At 62.9% G+C, this 17777-nt stretch carries 21 protein-coding genes; 18 read left to right on the plus strand and 3 right to left on the minus strand.

Features of this window, described 5'->3' with window-relative positions:
* Nucleotides 1–100 precede the first annotated feature (100 nt).
* Nucleotides 101–643, plus strand: coding sequence for a peptide-methionine (S)-S-oxide reductase MsrA (msrA, locus tag AC1DS5_RS12835; protein WP_477718649.1), 543 nt, complete (start codon nt 101–103; stop codon nt 641–643).
* 249 nt (nt 644–892) lie between these two features.
* On the opposite strand, the gene AC1DS5_RS12840 is transcribed toward msrA, so the two are convergent.
* Nucleotides 893–1897 (minus strand): succinylglutamate desuccinylase/aspartoacylase family protein, encoded by a 1005-nt coding sequence (locus AC1DS5_RS12840; protein ID WP_477718650.1) that lies wholly within the window; start codon nt 1895–1897, stop codon nt 893–895.
* A 451-nt stretch (nt 1898–2348) separates the two neighbouring features.
* Here AC1DS5_RS12840 and AC1DS5_RS12845 point away from each other — a divergent pair, with 451 nt between their 5' ends.
* From AC1DS5_RS12845 to AC1DS5_RS12895, 11 genes are all read left to right on the plus strand, one after another.
* Nucleotides 2349–2894, plus strand: coding sequence for a Fur family transcriptional regulator (locus AC1DS5_RS12845; RefSeq protein WP_477718651.1), 546 nt, complete (start codon nt 2349–2351; stop codon nt 2892–2894).
* Nucleotides 2891–3547: an ABC transporter ATP-binding protein gene (locus AC1DS5_RS12850; RefSeq protein WP_477718652.1), complete on the plus strand. Its 657-nt coding sequence runs from the start codon at nt 2891–2893 to the stop codon at nt 3545–3547. Before AC1DS5_RS12845 ends, AC1DS5_RS12850 begins: the two co-directional genes overlap by 4 nt.
* A complete protein-coding gene (locus AC1DS5_RS12855; protein WP_477718653.1) occupies nt 3544–4746 on the plus strand; it encodes an ABC transporter permease in 1203 nt (400 codons plus the stop codon). Before AC1DS5_RS12850 ends, AC1DS5_RS12855 begins: the two co-directional genes overlap by 4 nt.
* An 8-nt stretch (nt 4747–4754) precedes the next feature.
* A complete protein-coding gene (locus tag AC1DS5_RS12860) occupies nt 4755–5042 on the plus strand; it encodes a hypothetical protein (RefSeq protein WP_477718654.1) in 288 nt (95 codons plus the stop codon).
* A gap of 51 nt (nt 5043–5093) precedes the next feature.
* Nucleotides 5094–5708, plus strand: a complete 615-nt coding sequence (locus AC1DS5_RS12865) for a DUF3299 domain-containing protein (protein WP_477718655.1) — start codon at nt 5094–5096, stop codon at nt 5706–5708.
* A gap of 18 nt (nt 5709–5726) precedes the next feature.
* Nucleotides 5727–6149 carry a hypothetical protein gene (locus AC1DS5_RS12870; RefSeq protein ID WP_477718656.1) on the plus strand — a complete coding sequence of 141 codons (423 nt, stop codon included), beginning with the start codon at nt 5727–5729 and terminating at the stop codon, nt 6147–6149.
* 97 nt (nt 6150–6246) lie between these two features.
* Entirely contained in the window at nt 6247–8430 is a 2184-nt protein-coding gene (locus tag AC1DS5_RS12875; RefSeq protein ID WP_477718657.1) for a TonB-dependent receptor, read from the plus strand.
* A 75-nt stretch (nt 8431–8505) separates the two neighbouring features.
* Nucleotides 8506–9468, plus strand: a complete 963-nt coding sequence (locus AC1DS5_RS12880; RefSeq protein ID WP_477718658.1) for an AEC family transporter — start codon at nt 8506–8508, stop codon at nt 9466–9468.
* A 54-nt stretch (nt 9469–9522) separates the two neighbouring features.
* Nucleotides 9523–9885 (plus strand): DMT family protein, encoded by a 363-nt coding sequence (locus tag AC1DS5_RS12885; RefSeq protein ID WP_477718659.1) that lies wholly within the window; start codon nt 9523–9525, stop codon nt 9883–9885.
* Between the two features lie 281 nt (nt 9886–10166).
* Nucleotides 10167–10814: a DUF47 domain-containing protein gene (locus AC1DS5_RS12890; protein WP_011482621.1), complete on the plus strand. Its 648-nt coding sequence runs from the start codon at nt 10167–10169 to the stop codon at nt 10812–10814.
* A 14-nt stretch (nt 10815–10828) separates the two neighbouring features.
* Nucleotides 10829–11839 carry an inorganic phosphate transporter gene (locus tag AC1DS5_RS12895; protein WP_477718660.1) on the plus strand — a complete coding sequence of 337 codons (1011 nt, stop codon included), beginning with the start codon at nt 10829–10831 and terminating at the stop codon, nt 11837–11839.
* A 286-nt stretch (nt 11840–12125) separates the two neighbouring features.
* Here AC1DS5_RS12895 and AC1DS5_RS12900 read toward each other — a convergent pair whose 3' ends face one another.
* Entirely contained in the window at nt 12126–12584 is a 459-nt protein-coding gene (locus tag AC1DS5_RS12900) for a hypothetical protein (RefSeq protein WP_477718661.1), read from the minus strand.
* 7 nt (nt 12585–12591) lie between these two features.
* Nucleotides 12592–13128: an N-acetyltransferase family protein gene (locus tag AC1DS5_RS12905; protein ID WP_477718662.1), complete on the minus strand. Its 537-nt coding sequence runs from the start codon at nt 13126–13128 to the stop codon at nt 12592–12594.
* A gap of 210 nt (nt 13129–13338) precedes the next feature.
* Between AC1DS5_RS12905 and rpsP the strand changes: the two genes are divergently transcribed.
* The 6 genes from rpsP to AC1DS5_RS12935 all read left to right on the plus strand — a co-directional run bounded on the left by rpsP (nt 13339) and on the right by AC1DS5_RS12935 (nt 17777).
* The gene (gene rpsP / locus AC1DS5_RS12910; protein ID WP_011482625.1) at nt 13339–13590 is read left to right on the plus strand and encodes a 30S ribosomal protein S16; all 252 of its coding nucleotides are present in this window, start codon (nt 13339–13341) and stop codon (nt 13588–13590) included.
* Between the two features lie 17 nt (nt 13591–13607).
* Nucleotides 13608–14216: a ribosome maturation factor RimM gene (gene rimM, locus AC1DS5_RS12915; protein WP_477718663.1), complete on the plus strand. Its 609-nt coding sequence runs from the start codon at nt 13608–13610 to the stop codon at nt 14214–14216.
* 64 nt (nt 14217–14280) lie between these two features.
* Complete coding sequence (trmD, locus tag AC1DS5_RS12920) at nt 14281–15060, plus strand: tRNA (guanosine(37)-N1)-methyltransferase TrmD (RefSeq protein ID WP_477718664.1); 780 nt, start codon at nt 14281–14283, stop codon at nt 15058–15060.
* Nucleotides 15061–15190: 130 nt separating this feature from the next.
* Nucleotides 15191–15547 (plus strand): 50S ribosomal protein L19, encoded by a 357-nt coding sequence (rplS, locus tag AC1DS5_RS12925; RefSeq protein WP_305635523.1) that lies wholly within the window; start codon nt 15191–15193, stop codon nt 15545–15547.
* Between the two features lie 165 nt (nt 15548–15712).
* The gene (locus AC1DS5_RS12930) at nt 15713–16420 is read left to right on the plus strand and encodes a CoA pyrophosphatase (RefSeq protein ID WP_477718665.1); all 708 of its coding nucleotides are present in this window, start codon (nt 15713–15715) and stop codon (nt 16418–16420) included.
* A gap of 328 nt (nt 16421–16748) precedes the next feature.
* A complete protein-coding gene (locus AC1DS5_RS12935) occupies nt 16749–17777 on the plus strand; it encodes a CobD/CbiB family protein (RefSeq protein WP_477718666.1) in 1029 nt (342 codons plus the stop codon).

Raw genomic sequence — 17777 nt, forward strand, 5'->3', positions numbered from 1 at the left:
AGGGCAAGGGGGCCGCGCACGGCATTCGCGCGGCCTGCGGCGTAAGATCATCGCTCTCTTTACGACTAACGATGACCAACGGTTTCAAGCGGAGATTTCCATGCCCTCATCCCCCCAAACCATCACGCTAGGCGGCGGCTGCTTCTGGTGCACCGAGGCGGTGTACGTCAAGGTGCGAGGCGTCACCGACGTCGAATCGGGTTACAGCAACGGCCAGGCCGAGCGCCCCAGTTACGAGGACGTGTGCACCGGGCGCACCGGCTGCAACGAGGTCGTCAAGCTGACCTATGACCCCGAGGAAATCTCGCTGCGTGAAATCCTCGAAATCTTCTTCGTGATTCACGACCCGACCAGCCTGAACCGGCAGGGCAACGATGCGGGTACCCAATACCGCAGCGGCATTTATAACTCGACGCCCGAGCAAAAGCAGGTGGCCGACGACTTCATTCGCCAGGCCAGCCAGGACAAGCTGTTTGGCAATCCCATCGTGACGGAAGTGCTGCCGCTGGCCAATTACTGGCCGGCCGAGGCTTACCACCAGGACTATTTCGAGAACAACCCCAACCAGGGCTATTGCGCCTTTGTGGTGGGCCCGAAGGTGGAGAAATTCCGCAAGACCTTTGCCTCGCGCGTGAAGGACTGAGGTCCAGCTGAGGGGCACGCTGAGGGGTCAAGCGCATCGCTTGGTGATGTGGCTCCTTCCCCCGCTGGGGGAAGGCAGGGATGGGGGCTCCCTGCGCATGGGCACCCCGCACCGGTCAATCAGGCCGGAGGCCCCCATCCCAACCTTCCCCCAGCGGGGAAAGGAGTAAGAAGTAAGAAGGGGCGGGACATCAGGCGCCAGCTCACGGGCCGCATGGGCCGGGCGCCAAAAAACAAAAACCTGCAATCCCTAAACCCGGCGCTGTGCGAGATAAAACCACTCCTGGCCCGCGTCGCCGTGCGGATTGGGGAACACCACAAACCCGTCTGCCGGCGCCTTCACCTCCGAGCCGTCGTGGCGCACGCCAATCACCTCGCCGGCCTGCACCGCGTCGAAACTGCGCCACTCGCGGCTGAATTGGTCGTCGGCATGTTCGCGGTCGATGACGTCGACCAGACGCAGGATTTCCGGGTTCACGGACACCGGCGCGAGTGGCAGGGAAGCAATTCCGAGCAAGGCCAGCGTTTGCAAAATGGCATGCCGGGCGACCTGAACCGCCTGCGGGTCGTCGTGCTGGCCGCATTCCAGCGTCACCCCATAGCCGCCGCGTGAACGCATGTATTCGGTGGTGCCCACACCGTAGTTGGGGTCGATCACCAGCGTCTGGGTGCGGGCATTGCCGACCGCGACCGGAGCCGCGCCGCGCCGCTGTACGCCGCGCGCATAGGTTTCCAGCCAGCCCTCCACCATGCGAGGCGCTCCGGTGTGCAGCGCCAGCTGCATTTCCTCTTCGGCCCTGCTGAACGGCTCGAGCGTGCCGCTGTTGTTTTGCGGGCCAACCATCACAAAAGAAGCGCCCCCGGTGTGAAACGAGTGCAGGTCCAGCAGCGCGTCATGCGATTCGAGCAGCGGGCACAGCACATTGGCAATCCGGTCCTCGAAATCCTGCGGAATGGCGCTCGGCGCCATGTTGCGGTTGAGGTTGCGCTCGCCAGTGCGCTGCCTGAGCTGGTAGGCGAGCGGATTGGTGACCGGCACAAAGGTCACGCTGCCGCGTTCGATGGCGAATTGGCCGTTGTCGATTTCTTCCAGCAATTGCGCGATGGCCCGCGCGCCGCAGACTTCGTTGCCGTGCACCGCGCCAGTCACCAGCAGGCGCGGGCCGGGCGCCAGGCCGTGGTAAGTGTGGGCGCGCAGGTGGGTGGGGCGTTGTTCGCGCGCCTGCAATGTGCCGCTCTTGATCGTGTCATTCATGGGTTTGTTTATACAGCGGTTCGCATAAGGCGTGGGTCTCCATCACTGGCCAGTCCCTCATGCATTCAGGGGATAGGCGCTGCTCAGGTCCATCGACATACCCACACCGTTCGCCAGTTTCGATGACTACTGGCAACCGTTCCTGGGCGGCCAGGGTCCCGCTCCGGCCTATGCCATGTCGCTGACCGAGACGGCCAGGGCGGAACTCCGGGAATGCCTGCGAGAGCGCCTGCCCGTACAGCCGGATGGGTCCATTCCCTTAACTGCGCGCGCCTGGGCCGTTCGCTCATTCGTTCCCGCGAAGTGACGCCTGCAGCGGTCAGCGGGCAGTCGTGCCGCTACGGCTGAAAAAAAAACGGGCGAATGGCCGAAAGGCTTGCAAACCCGGTAATAATGCAACTCGATTGCGTTATTGCGCAAAAAAGCAGAACCGAAAAAAACCTACGGAACCATGGCCTCCGCGCTTCCCACCCTTGCCCGCACTGCGGACCCCATCGATGCACTGCTGTCGGCCCATGGCCTGCGCCGTACCAGCGGTGCCCGCCTGGTGCTGGGCTGGTTGCTGGCGCATCCCGATACCAGCTACACCCACGGCCAGCTGCAGGCGGCGCTGTCGGTGGCGAGGGACGGGGAGGGTGAGCAGGTTCAGGGTGGGGCACTGGACCGCGTGACGCTTTACCGCCTGATTGACCGCCTGACGCAGGTGGGCCTGTTGCTGTGCCGGGTGGATGTGAACCGGGTGCGCCGCTACCAGGCCATGCCCGCCAGCGTGCATGCCATCCCGCACTTTGAATGCCAGAGCTGCCACCGCGACAGCCCGCTCGCGGGTGCGCTCGAAGCCAATGCCAGAGACCTGGAACGCGCCGCGCAAACCGCACTGGAGGCGCTCCAGGCTTTGGGCTACCAGGGCACGAGCATGGACTTTGCCGTGCGGGGCGTGTGTGCCGACTGTGTGGCCGCTACTGCTACCGCTGATTCGCAGGGCATGACCGCGTGATCAGCACCCGCCAACTCGCCTACCGCTACTCCGGCGGCCCGGAATTACGGTTTGACGATGTGGACGTGGCGCAGGGTGGCGTGCTGCTGCTTCGCGGCGCGTCGGGTTCGGGCAAGTCGACCTGGCTGGCGCTGGCGGCGGGTTTGCTGAGCCCCAGCGAGGGCAACATGACCGTGGCGGGGCAGTCCATCCAGGCGCTGGGGAAGGCTGCCGGTGATGCGTGGCGCGCGCAGACCATCGGTTTCCTGCCGCAACGTCTTCACTTGAGCGCAGCACTGACGGTCCACGGCAACCTGGCCCTGGCGCAATGGGCGGCCGGCCAGCCGCTTCAGGAGGGCCGCATCGCCGAAGCGCTGGCAGCGCTGGATGTGCAGGCGCTGGCCGACCGCAGGCCGGCGCAGCTTTCGGGCGGGCAGGCCCAGCGGGTGGCGCTGGCCCGGGCGGTGCTGCTCAAACCGTCGGTGATCCTGGCCGACGAACCCACGGCGAGCCTGGACGATGAGGCTGCTGCGGCGTCGTTGGCCTTGCTGCAAAGCACGGCGCAGCAGCAGGGCGCCACGCTGGTGATTGCCACGCACGATGGCCGGGTGGGCACTTTTTTCAAGGATGAAAAAGGCCTTCAGTCCCTGAAAACCGGGGCTGGCAGGCCATGAAAACAATAGCACTTGCCTGGCGTTACCTGTGGTCGAGGCCGCTGGCCGCCACACTGAACCTGCTGCTCTTGAGCCTGGGGCTGGCCTCTGTCACTTTCCTGCTGCTGGTCAGCCACCAGATCAGCCGGGCCTTTGAGCGCGACCTCGCCGGCATTGATGTGGTGGTGGGCGCCAAGGGCAGCCCGATGCAGCTGATCTTGTCGGGCGTGTTTCACCTGGATGTGCCGACGGGCAATGTGCCGCTGGCCGCTGTCAAGGCGCTGGAGAGTCATCCGCAGGTGGCCAAAATCATCCCCATCAGCCTGGGGGACAGTTTTCGCGGCTTCCGTATTGTGGGCACCACGCCGGCCTATATCTCGCATTACGACGCCCGGCTGGCGCAGGGCGCGCTGTGGGCCCAGCCCATGCAGGCGGTGGTTGGCGCGCAAGTCGCCCGGCAAACCGGCCTGAAAGTAGGTGACACCTTTGCGGGGACCCATGGCCTCGGGGGTGGCGGGGATGTGCACGGACAAACTCCCTACACCGTGGCCGGGGTGCTGGCGCCCAGCGGCACCGTGCTGGACCGCCTGGTGCTGACCGCGACCGAGTCGGTGTGGAAGGTGCATGAAACCGACACGGCCCTCGATGAAGAAGACCAGAAGATTCTGGAAGAAGAGCGCGAGGTCACGCTGGCGCTGATCCAGTACAAGTCGCCGCTGGCGGCGGTGACCTTTCCGCGCTACATCAACAGCAGCACCGACATGCAGGCGGCGGCCCCGGCGCTCGAAATCACGCGCCTGCTCAACATGGTGGGCGTGGGCACCGATGTACTGCGCGCCCTGGCCGGCGTGCTGCTGCTCACCGCGGCCCTGAGCGTATTCATTGCCTTGTGGGGTGCCGTGCGCGAGCGCCGCGCCGACCTGGCCCTGCTGCGCATGCTGGGTGCGCCGCCGCGCAAGGTGGCCGGCCTGCTGTTGTGTGAGGCCTTGTGGCTGGCCATGCTCGCCACGCTGCTGGGTGTGCTGGCCGGGCAGGGGCTGACGGCGCTGATTGGCTGGACGCTGCAGCTGGAAAAATCGGTGTTGATCGGTGCGCTGTCGTGGCCGGTCGAGTTGGTCAGTGTGCCGGTACTGGCGCTGGGTGTGGCGCTAGCGTCCGCGTTGCTGCCCGCCTGGGAGGCCTACCGGGTCAACGTGTTTGAACTTCTTCAACCAAGGTGAAACTTCTTATGAAAAACTTTGCTTTCCTTCAGAACGTCCTTCAACAAACGCCGTCCATTCTTGCCGCCGTTGCGCTGGGTGCCGTGTTGTCAGTGGCTTCAGTGGCGTATGCGCAGCACAGCGACAAGGAAACCAAGGAAGACGTCCAGCGACACCGCGCGATGGCCGCGGCCCACGAAGCCGCGGCCAAGTGCCTGGAATCGGGCAAAAAGGAGGAGGTGTGCGAGAAGGAACTGCAGGCTGCTTGCAAAGGGCTGGCGGTAGGGAAATACTGCGGCATGAAACACGTTCATTGAGGCAGGTGAATAATCCGGCTTGGCACCGCGCTACAACTTCTGGAGCACCGCGTGAAAAATCGTCTTTGCATTGAACCTTCGACGGGCTCGTCGACAGGGCGTTTGGCGCTTCGACTGGCGTGCGCGTATTCGCTGGGTTCCGCACTGCTTCTGGCCGCAACCGGCCTGCCGGCGCAAACGCTGTCATCGCCGCTGGCTTCGGGTACTGCGAAATCCGCAGCGCCTGCTGCGCCCGGTTTTGAACTTCCGGCAGGTCGGGGGCCGGGGGTGCATGGCGTCAACAGCCCTTTCCCGAATCTCTCGGCCAGAGACGACGTGGTGCCCTGGTCGGTGTTGACGGCGGTCAAAACGAAGACCGAAAAAAACCGCATTCTGCCGGTCTTCAGCATGGACCAGCTGGCACTGAACCAGAAAACCCAGCGTATCCAGGGCTTCATGATGCCGCTGGACCCGGGCGAAAAACAGCGCCATTTCCTGCTGTCGTCCGTGCCCCTCACCTGCGCCTTCTGCACGCCGGGCGGCCCTGAAAGCATGGTCGAGGTCAAGACCAAAACGCCGGTGAAATACAGCATGGAGCCGGTGGTGGTGGAGGGCCGCTTCCTGGTGCTCAACGACGACGCCTACGGCCTGTATTACCGGATCACCGATGCGACCAGCATCAAGTAAGGTTTCGGGCCGGCTCGCATGACGCGGTTGCCACGCGCTCCGGCCAGGTCCCTGGCCTGGTTACTCGTGTTCGCGCTGTTGCTGGCGCAGATGCTGGGCCTGATGCATGGCGTGGTGCACGGGTCGCAGATGCAGGCAGTGGGCAGCGGGCAGGGGCACCATCATGCCCACGATCACGATCACGATCACGATCACGATCACGATCAAGGCCCACATGCCGACCATGGCAATGGCTGGCTGGAGTCACTTTTCTCCTCACATGACGCCGATTCGGATTGCCGCCTGTTTGACCAGGCCAGCCATGGCAATGCGGCGCCCACGCTGCCGGCATTGAGCTTGCCGATACTGCTGTCATCGTGTGTTGTTGATATTCCCCAGGGCGAAGCACTCGCCCGCTGGGCGGCGCTGTTCGACGCGCGCGGCCCGCCCTTGACCAGCTGAATCCCCCCAGGTTGCGATGCGCTGGCCTCCAGGCCAGGGCGCAGCTTTGCCCCTGCGCCTGAGCAGGTTCGCATTTTCCCGATTCAACAAGGTCATCATGAACCCATCATTTTTGAACGGTGCCGCCGGTACCGTCGTTTACGCCCGTCCGGGCGCTCCCTTTTTTCCGCATCACTTCGTTCAGCGGGCTGTGCTCATGCTGGGCGCCGCGGCTGCGCTGCAATGCGGCGTTGCAAGCGCGCAGACGCCTGCAACGCCTGTTATGCCTGCGATGCCTGAAGTGGGCAGCCTGAAAGAAGTCACCATCACGGGCAACCCGTTAGGTGCTACTGATTTAATAGCGCCTGCCGCCCAGTATTCGGGAACGGGACTGCTGTTGCGCTCCAAGACCACGCTGGGTGAGACGCTGGACGGCGTGCCCGGCGTGAGCAGCACCTACTTCGGGCCGAACGCCAGCCGGCCCATCATCCGCGGGCTGGATGGTGACCGCATCCGCATCCTGGGCAACGGTGGCGCCACGCTGGACGCGTCCAGCCTCAGTTACGACCACTCGGTCACGACCGATCCGATCAGCATCGAGCGCATCGAGGTCCTGCGCGGGCCCGGGGCCTTGCTGTATGGCGGCAGTGCCGTGGGCGGTGTGGTCAACGTGATCGACAACCGCATCCCGCGCGAGGCGCTGTTCGATGAAAAGGGCGGCGTGGGCGGCAAGGTCGACCTGGGCCTGGCGACCGGCAATCGCGAAAAAAGCAGCGGCGCTTTGCTCGAAGGCGGCAACGATCGCTATACCCTGCATGTGGACGCATTCAACCGCGAAACCGGTGATGTCAAGGTGCCGGCCGACCTGGCCTGCACCAAGGACGGCGTCAACACCACCACTAACCGCATCTGCAATTCAGCCAGCAAGGTTCGGGGCGGTGCGGTGGGGGGCTCGGTGTTTTTTGACCAGGGCTACCTGGGCGCGTCGGTCAGCACTTACCGCAGCAACTACGGCACCGTGGCTGAAGACGACGTGACCATCGACATGAAGTCCGACCGTGTCGCGCTGGAAGGCGAGGTGCGCAACCTGGGCGGGCCTGTCCAGAGCATCAAGGGCCAGTTGAGCCATACCGACTACATGCACACCGAGTTTGAAGGGGCCACGCCCGGCACGGTGTTCAAGAACAGGGGCAGCGACTTCCGCCTGGAAGCGCGCCACGCCCGCTTCGGAAACCTGGACGGGGTGGTGGGTTTTCAGGCGGAAAACAACCGATTCTCGGCGGACGGCGCGGAAGCATTTGCGCCTTACAGCAAGACCTCGCAAAACGCGGTTTTTGCGTACGAAGAATACGGCACAAGCTGGGGCAAGCTGAGCTTTGGCGGTCGGCTGGAATCGGTCAAGGTCGAATCGCTGGGCAACCCGCTCGTGGCGCGGTTTGCGCCCTTGACGCGCGACTTCACGCCCCACAGCTATGCGCTCGGCGCCCTGTGGAATACGGCGCCAGGTTGGCAGCTCACAACGAACCTGGCTTACACCGAACGGGCGCCCAAGGATTACGAGCTTTTCGCCCAGGGCCCTCATGTGGCGACCAACGCCTGGGAAACCGGCGATGCGACGCTGGGCAAGGAAAAGTCGACCAGCCTTGATGTGGGCACCAGCTGGAAATCGGGGGCCAACCGCTTTGCCGCCAACGTCTACATGCATCGCTTCAGGAACTACATCGGCCTGATGGCAACGGGCAACACCTATGGCCAGGAAGATGGCGCGCTCAATCCGGCCGATGCCGACGGTGATGGTGTGGATGACAACGATCCGGACAACAAGCTCCTGCCGGAGTTTGCCTACACCGGCGTGCGTGCGCGCTTTGTGGGCCTGGAAGCCAGCGGCAATATCCGCCTGCTGGAAGGCGCTTCCACGCTGGACCTGGCTTTGCGCGGTGACCTGGTGCGTGCCACCAACCTGAACAACGGCCAGCCGTTGCCGCGCATTGCACCGGTGCGGCTGGGTGCCAGCCTGTTGTGGGCAAGCGGGCCCTGGGGCAGCAGCATCGGTTTTGACCATGCCATGGCGCAGAACCGCGTGGCTGCGGGCCAGCGCGCCACATCGGCTTATACGCTATGGAACCTGGCGGCGACTTACCGCACGAAAGCCGGCCCTTCCAGCCTGCTCTGGTATGCCAGGGTGGACAACCTGACCAACCAGCTGGCCTACAGTGCTTCGTCGGTGCTGACCACCACAGCATTTCCCAAAGCGCCTTTGCCGGGTCGCAGCCTGAAGGTGGGATTGCAGGTCGCCTTTTAAGCGCAGGCAGATGGAGCACCAGGAGGCGGGACGCCAGGAGCGCGCACGGTGGAGGGCGCGCTAAGATTGCCCCGGATGAACCAGCCTGTCTTTGTGTCCCTGCTCCCGGTTGTCTTGTTGATTGCTGCAGGTTTTATAGCTGGTCGCGCAGGCTGGATAAGGCCTGTGGCCATTAAAGATCTTTCCAGCCTGGTTTTTCTGCTGCTCGCGCCGGCGCTGCTGTTTCGCACCATGAGCCGTGTGCGCGTCGAGCAACTTGACTTCAAGCCGGTCGCAGCGTATTTCCTGGCCGTCATCATCCTGTTTGCCGGCACGCTGCTGGTGCAGGGCTTCAATCGCCGCGCAGCCGTGCTGGCGCTGGCCAACACGTTTTCCAACACGGTCATGATTGGCATTGTGCTGGTCGGCCTGATGTACGGGCCCGTGGGCCTGGTCACGCTGCTCACGCTGGTTTCCGTGCATTCACTCGTGTTGCTCACCAGCGCCACGGTGGTGCTCGAGCTGGCTGTGGCCTACGAGCAAAAGCGGGGCACTTCGGACGAAGTCACAAGGGCACCGCGCCACCCGGTGACCACGGTGCTGATGGCCGTGAAAAACGCGTTGCTGCATCCGGTGCCGCTGCCCATCATCGCGGGCCTGCTGTTTGCGCAAACCGGGCTGGCGATTCCCGCCGCGATCGACAAGCCGCTGGAGTTGCTGGCCAATGCCTTCGGACCGCTCGCGCTGGTGATGGTGGGCGTGACGCTGGCCTACACACCCGTGGGGCCGCACTGGCGCCAGGCGCTGTTGCTGGCCGGGGTGAAGAACCTGTTGCATCCCTTGCTGGTGTTTGCCCTGTGCCATCTGCTGGGCGTGGGCGGCGTGCCCATGGCCGTGATGGTGGTGGCGGCCGCCTTGCCGATCGGCGCCAATGTATTTCTGTTTTCGCAGCGCTACAAGGTTGCCGAAGAACTGACCACGGCCAGCGTGGCGGTTTCCACTGTGCTGGCGCTGCTGACCCTGACCCTGGTGCTGCTGCTGGTCGGGCAGCCCGTATGAAGTATGAAGTATGAAGTATGAAGTATGAAGTATGAAGAATAGGAGTGTGATCTGATGCAATTCCTGCAATCGTTTCCGGTGTCGGCCCAGGCCATTGGATTGTTGCTGCTGTCCAATGTCTTCATGACCTTTGCCTGGTACGGGCATCTGAAAAACCTGGCGACCTCGCCCTGGTATGTGGCCGCGCTGCTCAGCTGGGGCATTGCCTTGTTCGAGTACCTGCTGCAGGTGCCTGGCAACCGGATCGGTTTTACCCAGTTCAGCGTCGGGCAACTCAAGATCATGCAGGAGGTGATCACCTTGGGCGTGTTTGTTCCTTTTGCCGTGTTTTATCTGAATGAGCCCCTCAAGCTTGATTACCTGTGGGCTGCGCTGTGCATGATGGGCGCGGTGTACTTCATCTTCCGATCCGCCTGAAAGGCTCTTCAGCCAGGCAGGGGCCGCGGAACCGGCTTAGCCGGGCCGCAGGCGCAGCGGCCCCTCGGGGGGGAGCGCAGTACACGAAGTGACGAGCGCGGGGACTCTGTAGCCAAGCAGGGGCCGCGGGACTGGCTTTGCCAGACCGCAGGCGCAGCGGCCCCCTCGGGGGGCAGCGCAGTACACGAAGTGACAAGCGTGGGGGCTCTATCCCACCCCGGTTAAACTCCCCCGCAGTTACAAAAACGTCATAGTTCTGACATATTCCCTGAGGATTCGATATGCTGTTTGGCAAATTGCTGCCGCGCGAAGGCAATTTTTTCGAGATGTTCAACCAGCATGCCAGCCGCATTGTCGAGGCTGCCCATGCCTTTTCGGACCTGGTGGCCAACTACAGCGACGTGCAGAAGCGGGAGTCCTACAACCTGGCCGTTGACAACGCCGAACGCGCGGCCGACCGGATTACCCAGGAGGTGAACCGGATGCTGCACAAGACTTTCATCACGCCGATTGATCGGGAACAGATCCATTCCCTGATCAACACCATGGACGACGTGGCCGACCTGATCCAGGACTCTGCTGAAACCATGGCGCTGTATGACGTGCGCCACATGACCGAAGAGATCGTGCGCCTGACCGACCTGAGCGTGAAGTGCTGCGAGCGGCTCAAGGATGCTGTGGCCCTGATCGGCAAGCTCAATGATGCGGCCACCGCCGAGGCGGCGCTCAAAACCTGTGAAGAGATTGACAAGCTGGAGTCCGATGCCGACCGTGTGATGCGTTCGGCCATGAGCAAGCTGTTCCGTGAAGAGCCGGATGTGCGCGAAGTCATCAAGCTCAAAGCCATTTACGAGTTGCTCGAAACCATCACCGACAAGTGCGAGGATGTGGCCAATCTCATCGAGGGCATCGTCCTCGAAAATTCCTGATCGCCGGCTCCGCTATGCAAACCGTACAGACCGCCCTGTGGGTCGTAGTGCTGCTGGTGTTCCTGGCCATTGCCTTTGACTTCATGAATGGCTTCCACGATGCGGCCAATTCGATCGCCACGGTGGTGTCCACCGGCGTACTCAAGCCGGCTCAGGCCGTCGTCTTTGCGGCCGCGTTCAACCTGATCGCCATTTTCATCTTCCACCTCAGCGTGGCCGCAACCGTGGGCAAGGGCATTGTGCAGCCCGGTGTTGTCGACACACACGTGGTGTTTGGTGCGCTGACCGGCGCCATCACCTGGAACTTCGTGACCTGGTATTACGGCATCCCGAGCAGCTCGTCGCATGCCCTGATAGGCGGCATTGTGGGCGCGGTGATTGCCAAGGCCGGGGCCGCTGCCCTGATTTCGGCGGGCATCCTCAAGACGGTGCTTTTTATCTTTATATCGCCATTGCTGGGTTTTCTGCTCGGCTCCCTGATGATGGTGCTGGTCGCCTGGGTCTGCCGGCGCGCAACGCCGTCAAAAGTGGATGGCTGGTTTCGTCGCCTGCAGCTGGTGTCCGCCGGGGCCTACAGCCTGGGGCACGGCGGCAATGACGCGCAGAAAACCATAGGCATCATCTGGATGCTGCTGATTGCCACCGGCTATGCGTCGGCGAGCGACGCCGCCCCCCCTGGCTGGACGATCGTGAGCTGCTACCTCGCCATTGCGGCGGGCACCATGTTTGGCGGCTGGCGCATCGTCAAGACCATGGGCCAGAAAATTACCAAGCTCAAGCCCGTGGGCGGCTTTTGTGCCGAAACCGGCGGTGCGCTGACGCTGTTCCTGGCGACCGGGCTCGGTATTCCTGTCTCAACCACGCACACCATCACGGGCGCCATCGTCGGGGTGGGTTCCACGCAGCGGGCTTCTGCCGTGCGCTGGGGCGTCGCCGGCAACATTGTCTGGGCCTGGATATTCACCATTCCCGCCTCCGCCTTTGTGGCGGCCATTGCCTACTGGTTCAGCCTGCAGATTTTCTGAACGGTTTTCCGCAGGGCCGCCCCAAGCAAGGTCAGCCCCCGGGAGGCATCCTTCGACAGGCTCAGGACGAACGGAGTTCAGTGAGCAAACCTTGGGGTCATCCCCCTTCAGCCGGGGCCGCGGAACCGGCTTTGCCGGGCCGCAGGCGCAGCGCCCCCTCGGGGGGCAGCGCATTACACGCAGTGAAAAGCGTGGGGGCCCATTTCGACGCCGGGCCGCCCCAAGGCGAAACCGCCCCCTCGGGGGGCAGCGCATTACACGCAGTGAAAAAGCGTGGGGGCCCTGTTTACTGGCTTATTTTCCTCGCCTCTTCCACCTGGTATTCGAAGTAGCGCTGGAAGCTGAACGCAATGCTGGACATCAATGAAACGGTGCCAAACAGCAAGGCAAACACCACGGCGCCTATGGTGAGCCAATTGGTGTAGCCGGCGGGGGCCTCGGGTGCCTCCGGATTGTGGCGTGCATTCCATTTTTCGAACGGCATCAGGCCGTAGTAAATGGCGGTCAGCGCGGTGCCGGCCAGCATGAAGCCCAGCAGCGGAATCAGCACCCAGGCGAGCTGATCGTCCTGGCCATACAAGCGCACGCGTTCAACACCCCACCAGCCCAGGGCTGCGGCGATGGGGTGCACCCACAGCCAGCGGTCTTTCATGCCAAACAGGTACAGGCGATGCAGCCCCAACTGGCCGCCGATGAAGGCCAGCCAGGCGGCGGCTGTTTTGTTTTTTGAGGTGAATGAGTGCATGCGGGGATTATGGAGCGGGCAGTTGGGCGGGCGGTTGCGTATCGCCCGCGCCCAGGGTTTTTTGCATGATGACGATGTCGCGCCAGGCGCCGAATTTCCAGCCACAGGACTCGATGAGGCCGACTTGCGTGAAGCCCAGCGCGAGATGGACGCCGACGGACCCGGCATTGGCCGAGTCACCAATAATGGCCATCATCTTGCGGATGCCCACAGCCTCGCAGCGTGCCAGCAGTTCGGTGAGCAGTGCGCGGCCCAGGCCCTTGCGGTGCAGGTCGGGAGCCAGGTAAATCGAATCTTCCACCGAATACCGGTAGGCCGGCCGCGGCTTGAACCAGTTGCCGTAGGCAAAGCCGGCGATCCTGCCGTCCTCCTCGGCGACCAGGTAAGGCAGGCCCTTGGACAGCACATCGGCCCGGCGGGCCGTCATGTCGGCCACGCTGGGGGGCTCGGTTTCAAAGGTGCCCGTGCTGTGGAGCACATGGTGCCCGTAAATGGCGGTGAGGGCGGGAAGGTCTTCGTCGCGGCTGGGGCGTATGAGAGGCATGGGGTGCGGTAATTCTGGCTAAAAAATCGGTTAGGCGGGTGCCGGGAGGAATCCATTTTCCGGTAAAACCGTCGGAAGCGGGTCAGCGGGTTATAATGTCAGGCTTTGCAGCATTTCGCTGGCCGGGTGGCCATGTCGTGTGTCTCAAGCGCTGCAGGAATATTTGGGGTGTGTATTACCCGTCACATCCCACCACCCGAAGGATAAATCATGGTCGTCATTCGACTTGCACGCGGCGGTTCCAAACACCGTCCTTTTTTCAATATTGTTGTGGCTGACAAACGCGTTCGCCGCGATGGCCGCTTTATCGAGCGCATCGGTTTTTACAACCCGATCGCCAAAGGCGGTGAAGAAGGTTTGCGCATTGCGCAAGACCGTCTGACCCACTGGCTCGGTGTCGGCGCTCAGCCGTCGCCTACCGTTGAGCGTCTGGTCAAGCAGGGCGCCGCCAAGGCTGCCTGATCTTTTCAGACGTCTTGATGTTGCCCGGCCGTGAGCCGTCTGCAGGCTTGACGCCGTCAAGCCTTCCGGACGACGCCATTGAGGTCGGGCGCATCCTGGACGCCTGGGGTGTCAAGGGCTGGGTGAAAATCCTGCCGCACAGCACCGATCCGGAGGCCCTTTTTTCGGCCAAATCCTGGTTTCTCCAGGCACCGGAGGCCAAATTCCGCCCGGGCTTCAACGCGTTCTCCGGAACCGTTTTGCTCAGCGTGGACGAAGCCAAAATCCACTCCGACACTGTCGTCGCCAAAATCAGCGGCCTGGACGACCGCAATGCCGCAGAGGCCTTGCGGGGCGCCCGCATTTTTCTGCCGCGCAGCAGTTTCCCGGCTGCCTCCAAAGACGAGTATTACTGGGTCGACCTGATCGGCCTGAATGTGGTCAACCGCGAAGGTGTGACCTTGGGGCAGGTGCGCGACCTGATGGCGACCGGTCCCCATTCGGTGCTGTGCGTGGAGTACACGGCGCAGCAGGAAGACGGCACGTCTGTAACCGCCGAACGCATGATTCCCTTTGTCTCCGCCTATATCGACACGGTCGATATTGCGGGCAAATGCATCACGGTTGACTGGCAGCCCGACTATTGACGCCGGTGCAGGCTCTCGGGGTGGATTGCCCTGAGTCGGCCGGTGCGCGCAAAATAGCCTTTCCATGCGCTTTGACGTCATCACCCTGTTTCCCGAGCTTTTTGCGCCATTTCTGGTCAGTGGCGTCACCCGCCGTGCCTACGAAACGGGCCTGGTCGAGGTCAAGCTCTGGAATCCCCGCGATTTTGCCGAGGGCAGCTACCGCCGTGTGGACGACCGGCCGTTTGGCGGCGGCCCCGGCATGGTGATGATGGCCGAGCCGCTCACGCTCTGCCTCGAACAAATACGTGCCGAGCGTACCGCTGGCGGCGTGGCAGATGTGCCCACCGTGCTGTTCTCCCCCATAGGCGAGGCGCTGAACCATGCGGGCGTCGAAACCTGGTCAGCCAGCAGCGGTGCCGTGCTGGTTTGCGGCCGCTATGAGGGCCTGGACCAGCGGTTCATTGAAACCCATATCGATCGGCAGATCAGCCTGGGCGATTTCGTGTTGTCCGGCGGTGAGATCGCCGCCATGGCCCTGCTGGACGCCGTGGCGCGTTTGCAGCCCGGCGTGCTGAACGACGAAGGCAGCCACCAACTGGACAGCTTCAATCCGGCGCTGGACGGCTTGCTGGATTGCCCGCATTACACCCGGCCGGAATCCTGGCGCGGCCAGCCCGTGCCGCCCATCCTGTTGTCCGGCAACCATGCCCAGATCGAGCGCTGGCGGCGTGAGGAGCGGCTGGCGCTTACCCAGCGCCAGCGTCCCGAACTGGTGCAAAAGGCGCGGGTGGCCGGCCATTTGACCGCTCGCGACGAAGCTTTTCTGGCTGATTTGTTCGAAAATCCTGAAAAAGATGCCTAGCTGCTATAATCAAAGGCTTTTCGATCCTCTGGCGGCCACTGCAACCATCTGAATCATCTGCGGATGAATCCTTGGATTTGCGGTCTTTAGCGTAGCGCGTGAATGAACGAAGAAGTTAGATGGAAAAATCATGAATCTGATTCAAACCCTCGAGCAGGAAGAAATTTCCCGCCTGAACAAAACCATTCCCGCTTACGCTCCTGGCGACACCGTCATCGTGAGCGTGAATGTGGTTGAAGGCACCCGCAAGCGTGTGCAGGCTTTTGAAGGTGTGGTGATTGCCAAGCGCAATCGCGGCCTCAATTCGAGCTTCATCGTTCGCAAAGTGTCGAACGGCGAAGGCGTTGAGCGTACCTTTCAGGTCTATAGCCCGCTGATCGCGAAGATTGAAGTCAAACGCCGCGGTGATGTGCGTCGTGCCAAGCTGTACTACCTGCGTAGCCGCAGCGGAAAGTCTGCACGTATCAAGGAAAAACTCGGCGCCTGATCAACCGGTCGGGTTGTGCTTGCAGCTCAACCCGGCGCGGGGCGGCCTCAAAGGCAACCTGAAAATTCCCTTGAAAAAGCCGCTCCGAGAGCGGCTTTTTTTATGTCTTGCCAGCTCCCGTGATCGCCTCATCAACAGTCCCTCAACCTCAGCCGATGCGCTCCCATGAAGTTCAGCAAGCCCTTGCCGAAATTTGACCCCCGCAGCATCCCGGTGCAGGGCGTTGATGACCATCTTGCGGGTGTGCCGCTGGAGCGCCTGACGCCGCCGGCCCTGCGCGAGCGCTTTCGGCATCCGCCGGTCTGGACCCCGGAGCACAGTGTCGAAAAGAAATTTGCCGACCGCGAGCCGGCGCTTGCGGCGGTGCTGTTGCCCCTGGTGATGCGGGACGAGCTCACCTTGCTGTTGACCGAGCGGGCGACCAATCTCTCCACACATTCCGGCCAGATCGCGTTTCCGGGCGGCCGCACGGACGAGTCCGACCAGGATGCGGTGGACACTGCCCTGCGTGAAGCCCACGAGGAAATTGGCCTGCCGCGCAACCATGTGGAAGTGCTGGGTACCTTGCCCACCTACGTGACGGGAACCGCGTTCATCATCACGCCGGTGGTGGCGCTGGTGAGGCCGGGGTTTGCGTTGCAGCCCAACCCCGGCGAGGTGGCTGATGTTTTTGAGGTGCCGCTGGGCTACCTGATGAACCCTGCCCACCACCGCCGCCATGAATTCGAATTTGACGGCATGCTCCGGCAATGGCTCTCGATGCCCTACACCGAGCCGTTGGACGAGGCTGACGGCGGCGAATCACGGGAGCGCTACATCTGGGGCGCCACGGCCGGTATGCTGCGCAATCTTTACCGCTTTCTAAGCGCCTGAGTTTATAAGCCCACCCCCGTCCAGGCTCACTGCGTGTAGCCTGTTCCCCCTCAAGGGGGAGGAGAAACAGCCCCACCCCCGTCCGGACTCACTTCGTGTAGTCCGTTCCCCCCTCTAGGGGGCGGTGCCTGCGGCCCGGCAAAGCCGGTTCCGCGGCACCCTGAAATACCCTTCCGCTGGGTTACGCCCACTGAACTCTTAAACCCAGCATGAGCCGCAGGACCGGCTTTGCCGGACTGCAGGCGGGCGGCCCCCTCGGGGGGGCAGCGCATTACACGAAGTGAAAAGCGTGGGGGCTCGCCTCACCGTGGGGGCAGTATGATTCCGCATGAGCTTTTTTGCCGTTTTGTTTGCACTCATCATCGAACAGGCCCGGCCCCTGGCCCGCGGCAACTGGGTTCATGCCGGATTTCGGGGATGGGCGCGCTGGGCCAACCGCAGCCTGGATGCCGGCAAACCACACCATGGCTGGATTGCCTGGACGGTCGCCGTGGTGTTCCCCGCGCTTGCAACGCTGCTGGTTCACTGGCTGCTCTGGAGCATCAACGCCTTGCTGGCCTTTGCGTGGAGTGTGGCGATTTTGTATGTCACGCTCGGCTTCAGGCAGTTCAGCCACTATTTCACCGACATACGCGACGCGCTGGACGATGGCGATGAGACCACGGCGCGCGAGCTGCTCGCGCAGTGGCGCCAGGTGGATGCCAGTGAATTGCCGCGCAGCGAAATCGTTCGTCACGTCATTGAATACTCGGTGCTCGCCGCCCATCGCCATGTGTTTGGGGTGTTGGGCTGGTTTTCGGTGCTGGCCGCACTCGGCCTGGGGCCGGCGGGGGCGGTTTTTTACCGCATGAGTGAGTTTGTGTCGCGTTACTGGGTCTACAAAAGCAAGCGGGCGGAAGCCGCCGGTGAGGGCGCCAGCCCCGCGCTCCAGCAGGCGGCCACGCGCGCGTGGGGCATCATCGATTTTCTGCCGGCCCGCGTCACCTCGCTGGGGTTTGCGGTGGTGGGCAGTTTTGAAGATGCCATTGACGCCTGGCGCAGCTACACACAGCGCTTTCCCGCCAATACACCTGTAGCCTCCGAGAATCGCAATGACGGACTGATTCTTGCCGCCACGTCGGGCGCCGTGAATGTGCGGCTGGGCGGCGAAGCGCTCAAGACCGCTTATTCGTCCGAGGCCTCCCGGGGCGGTGGACTGGATGCCGAAGTGGTGGAGGGGTCTGGAATCATCGAGACCACGTCGGGACGGGAACCTGAAGTGGCGCACCTGCGCAGCATTGTGGGCCTGGTGTGGCGCTCCGTGGTGCTGTGGATGGTGCTGCTCGCCTTGCTGACGCTGGCGCGCCTGCTGGGCTGA

This window comes from Polaromonas sp. P4_H1, from assembly GCF_056400945.1.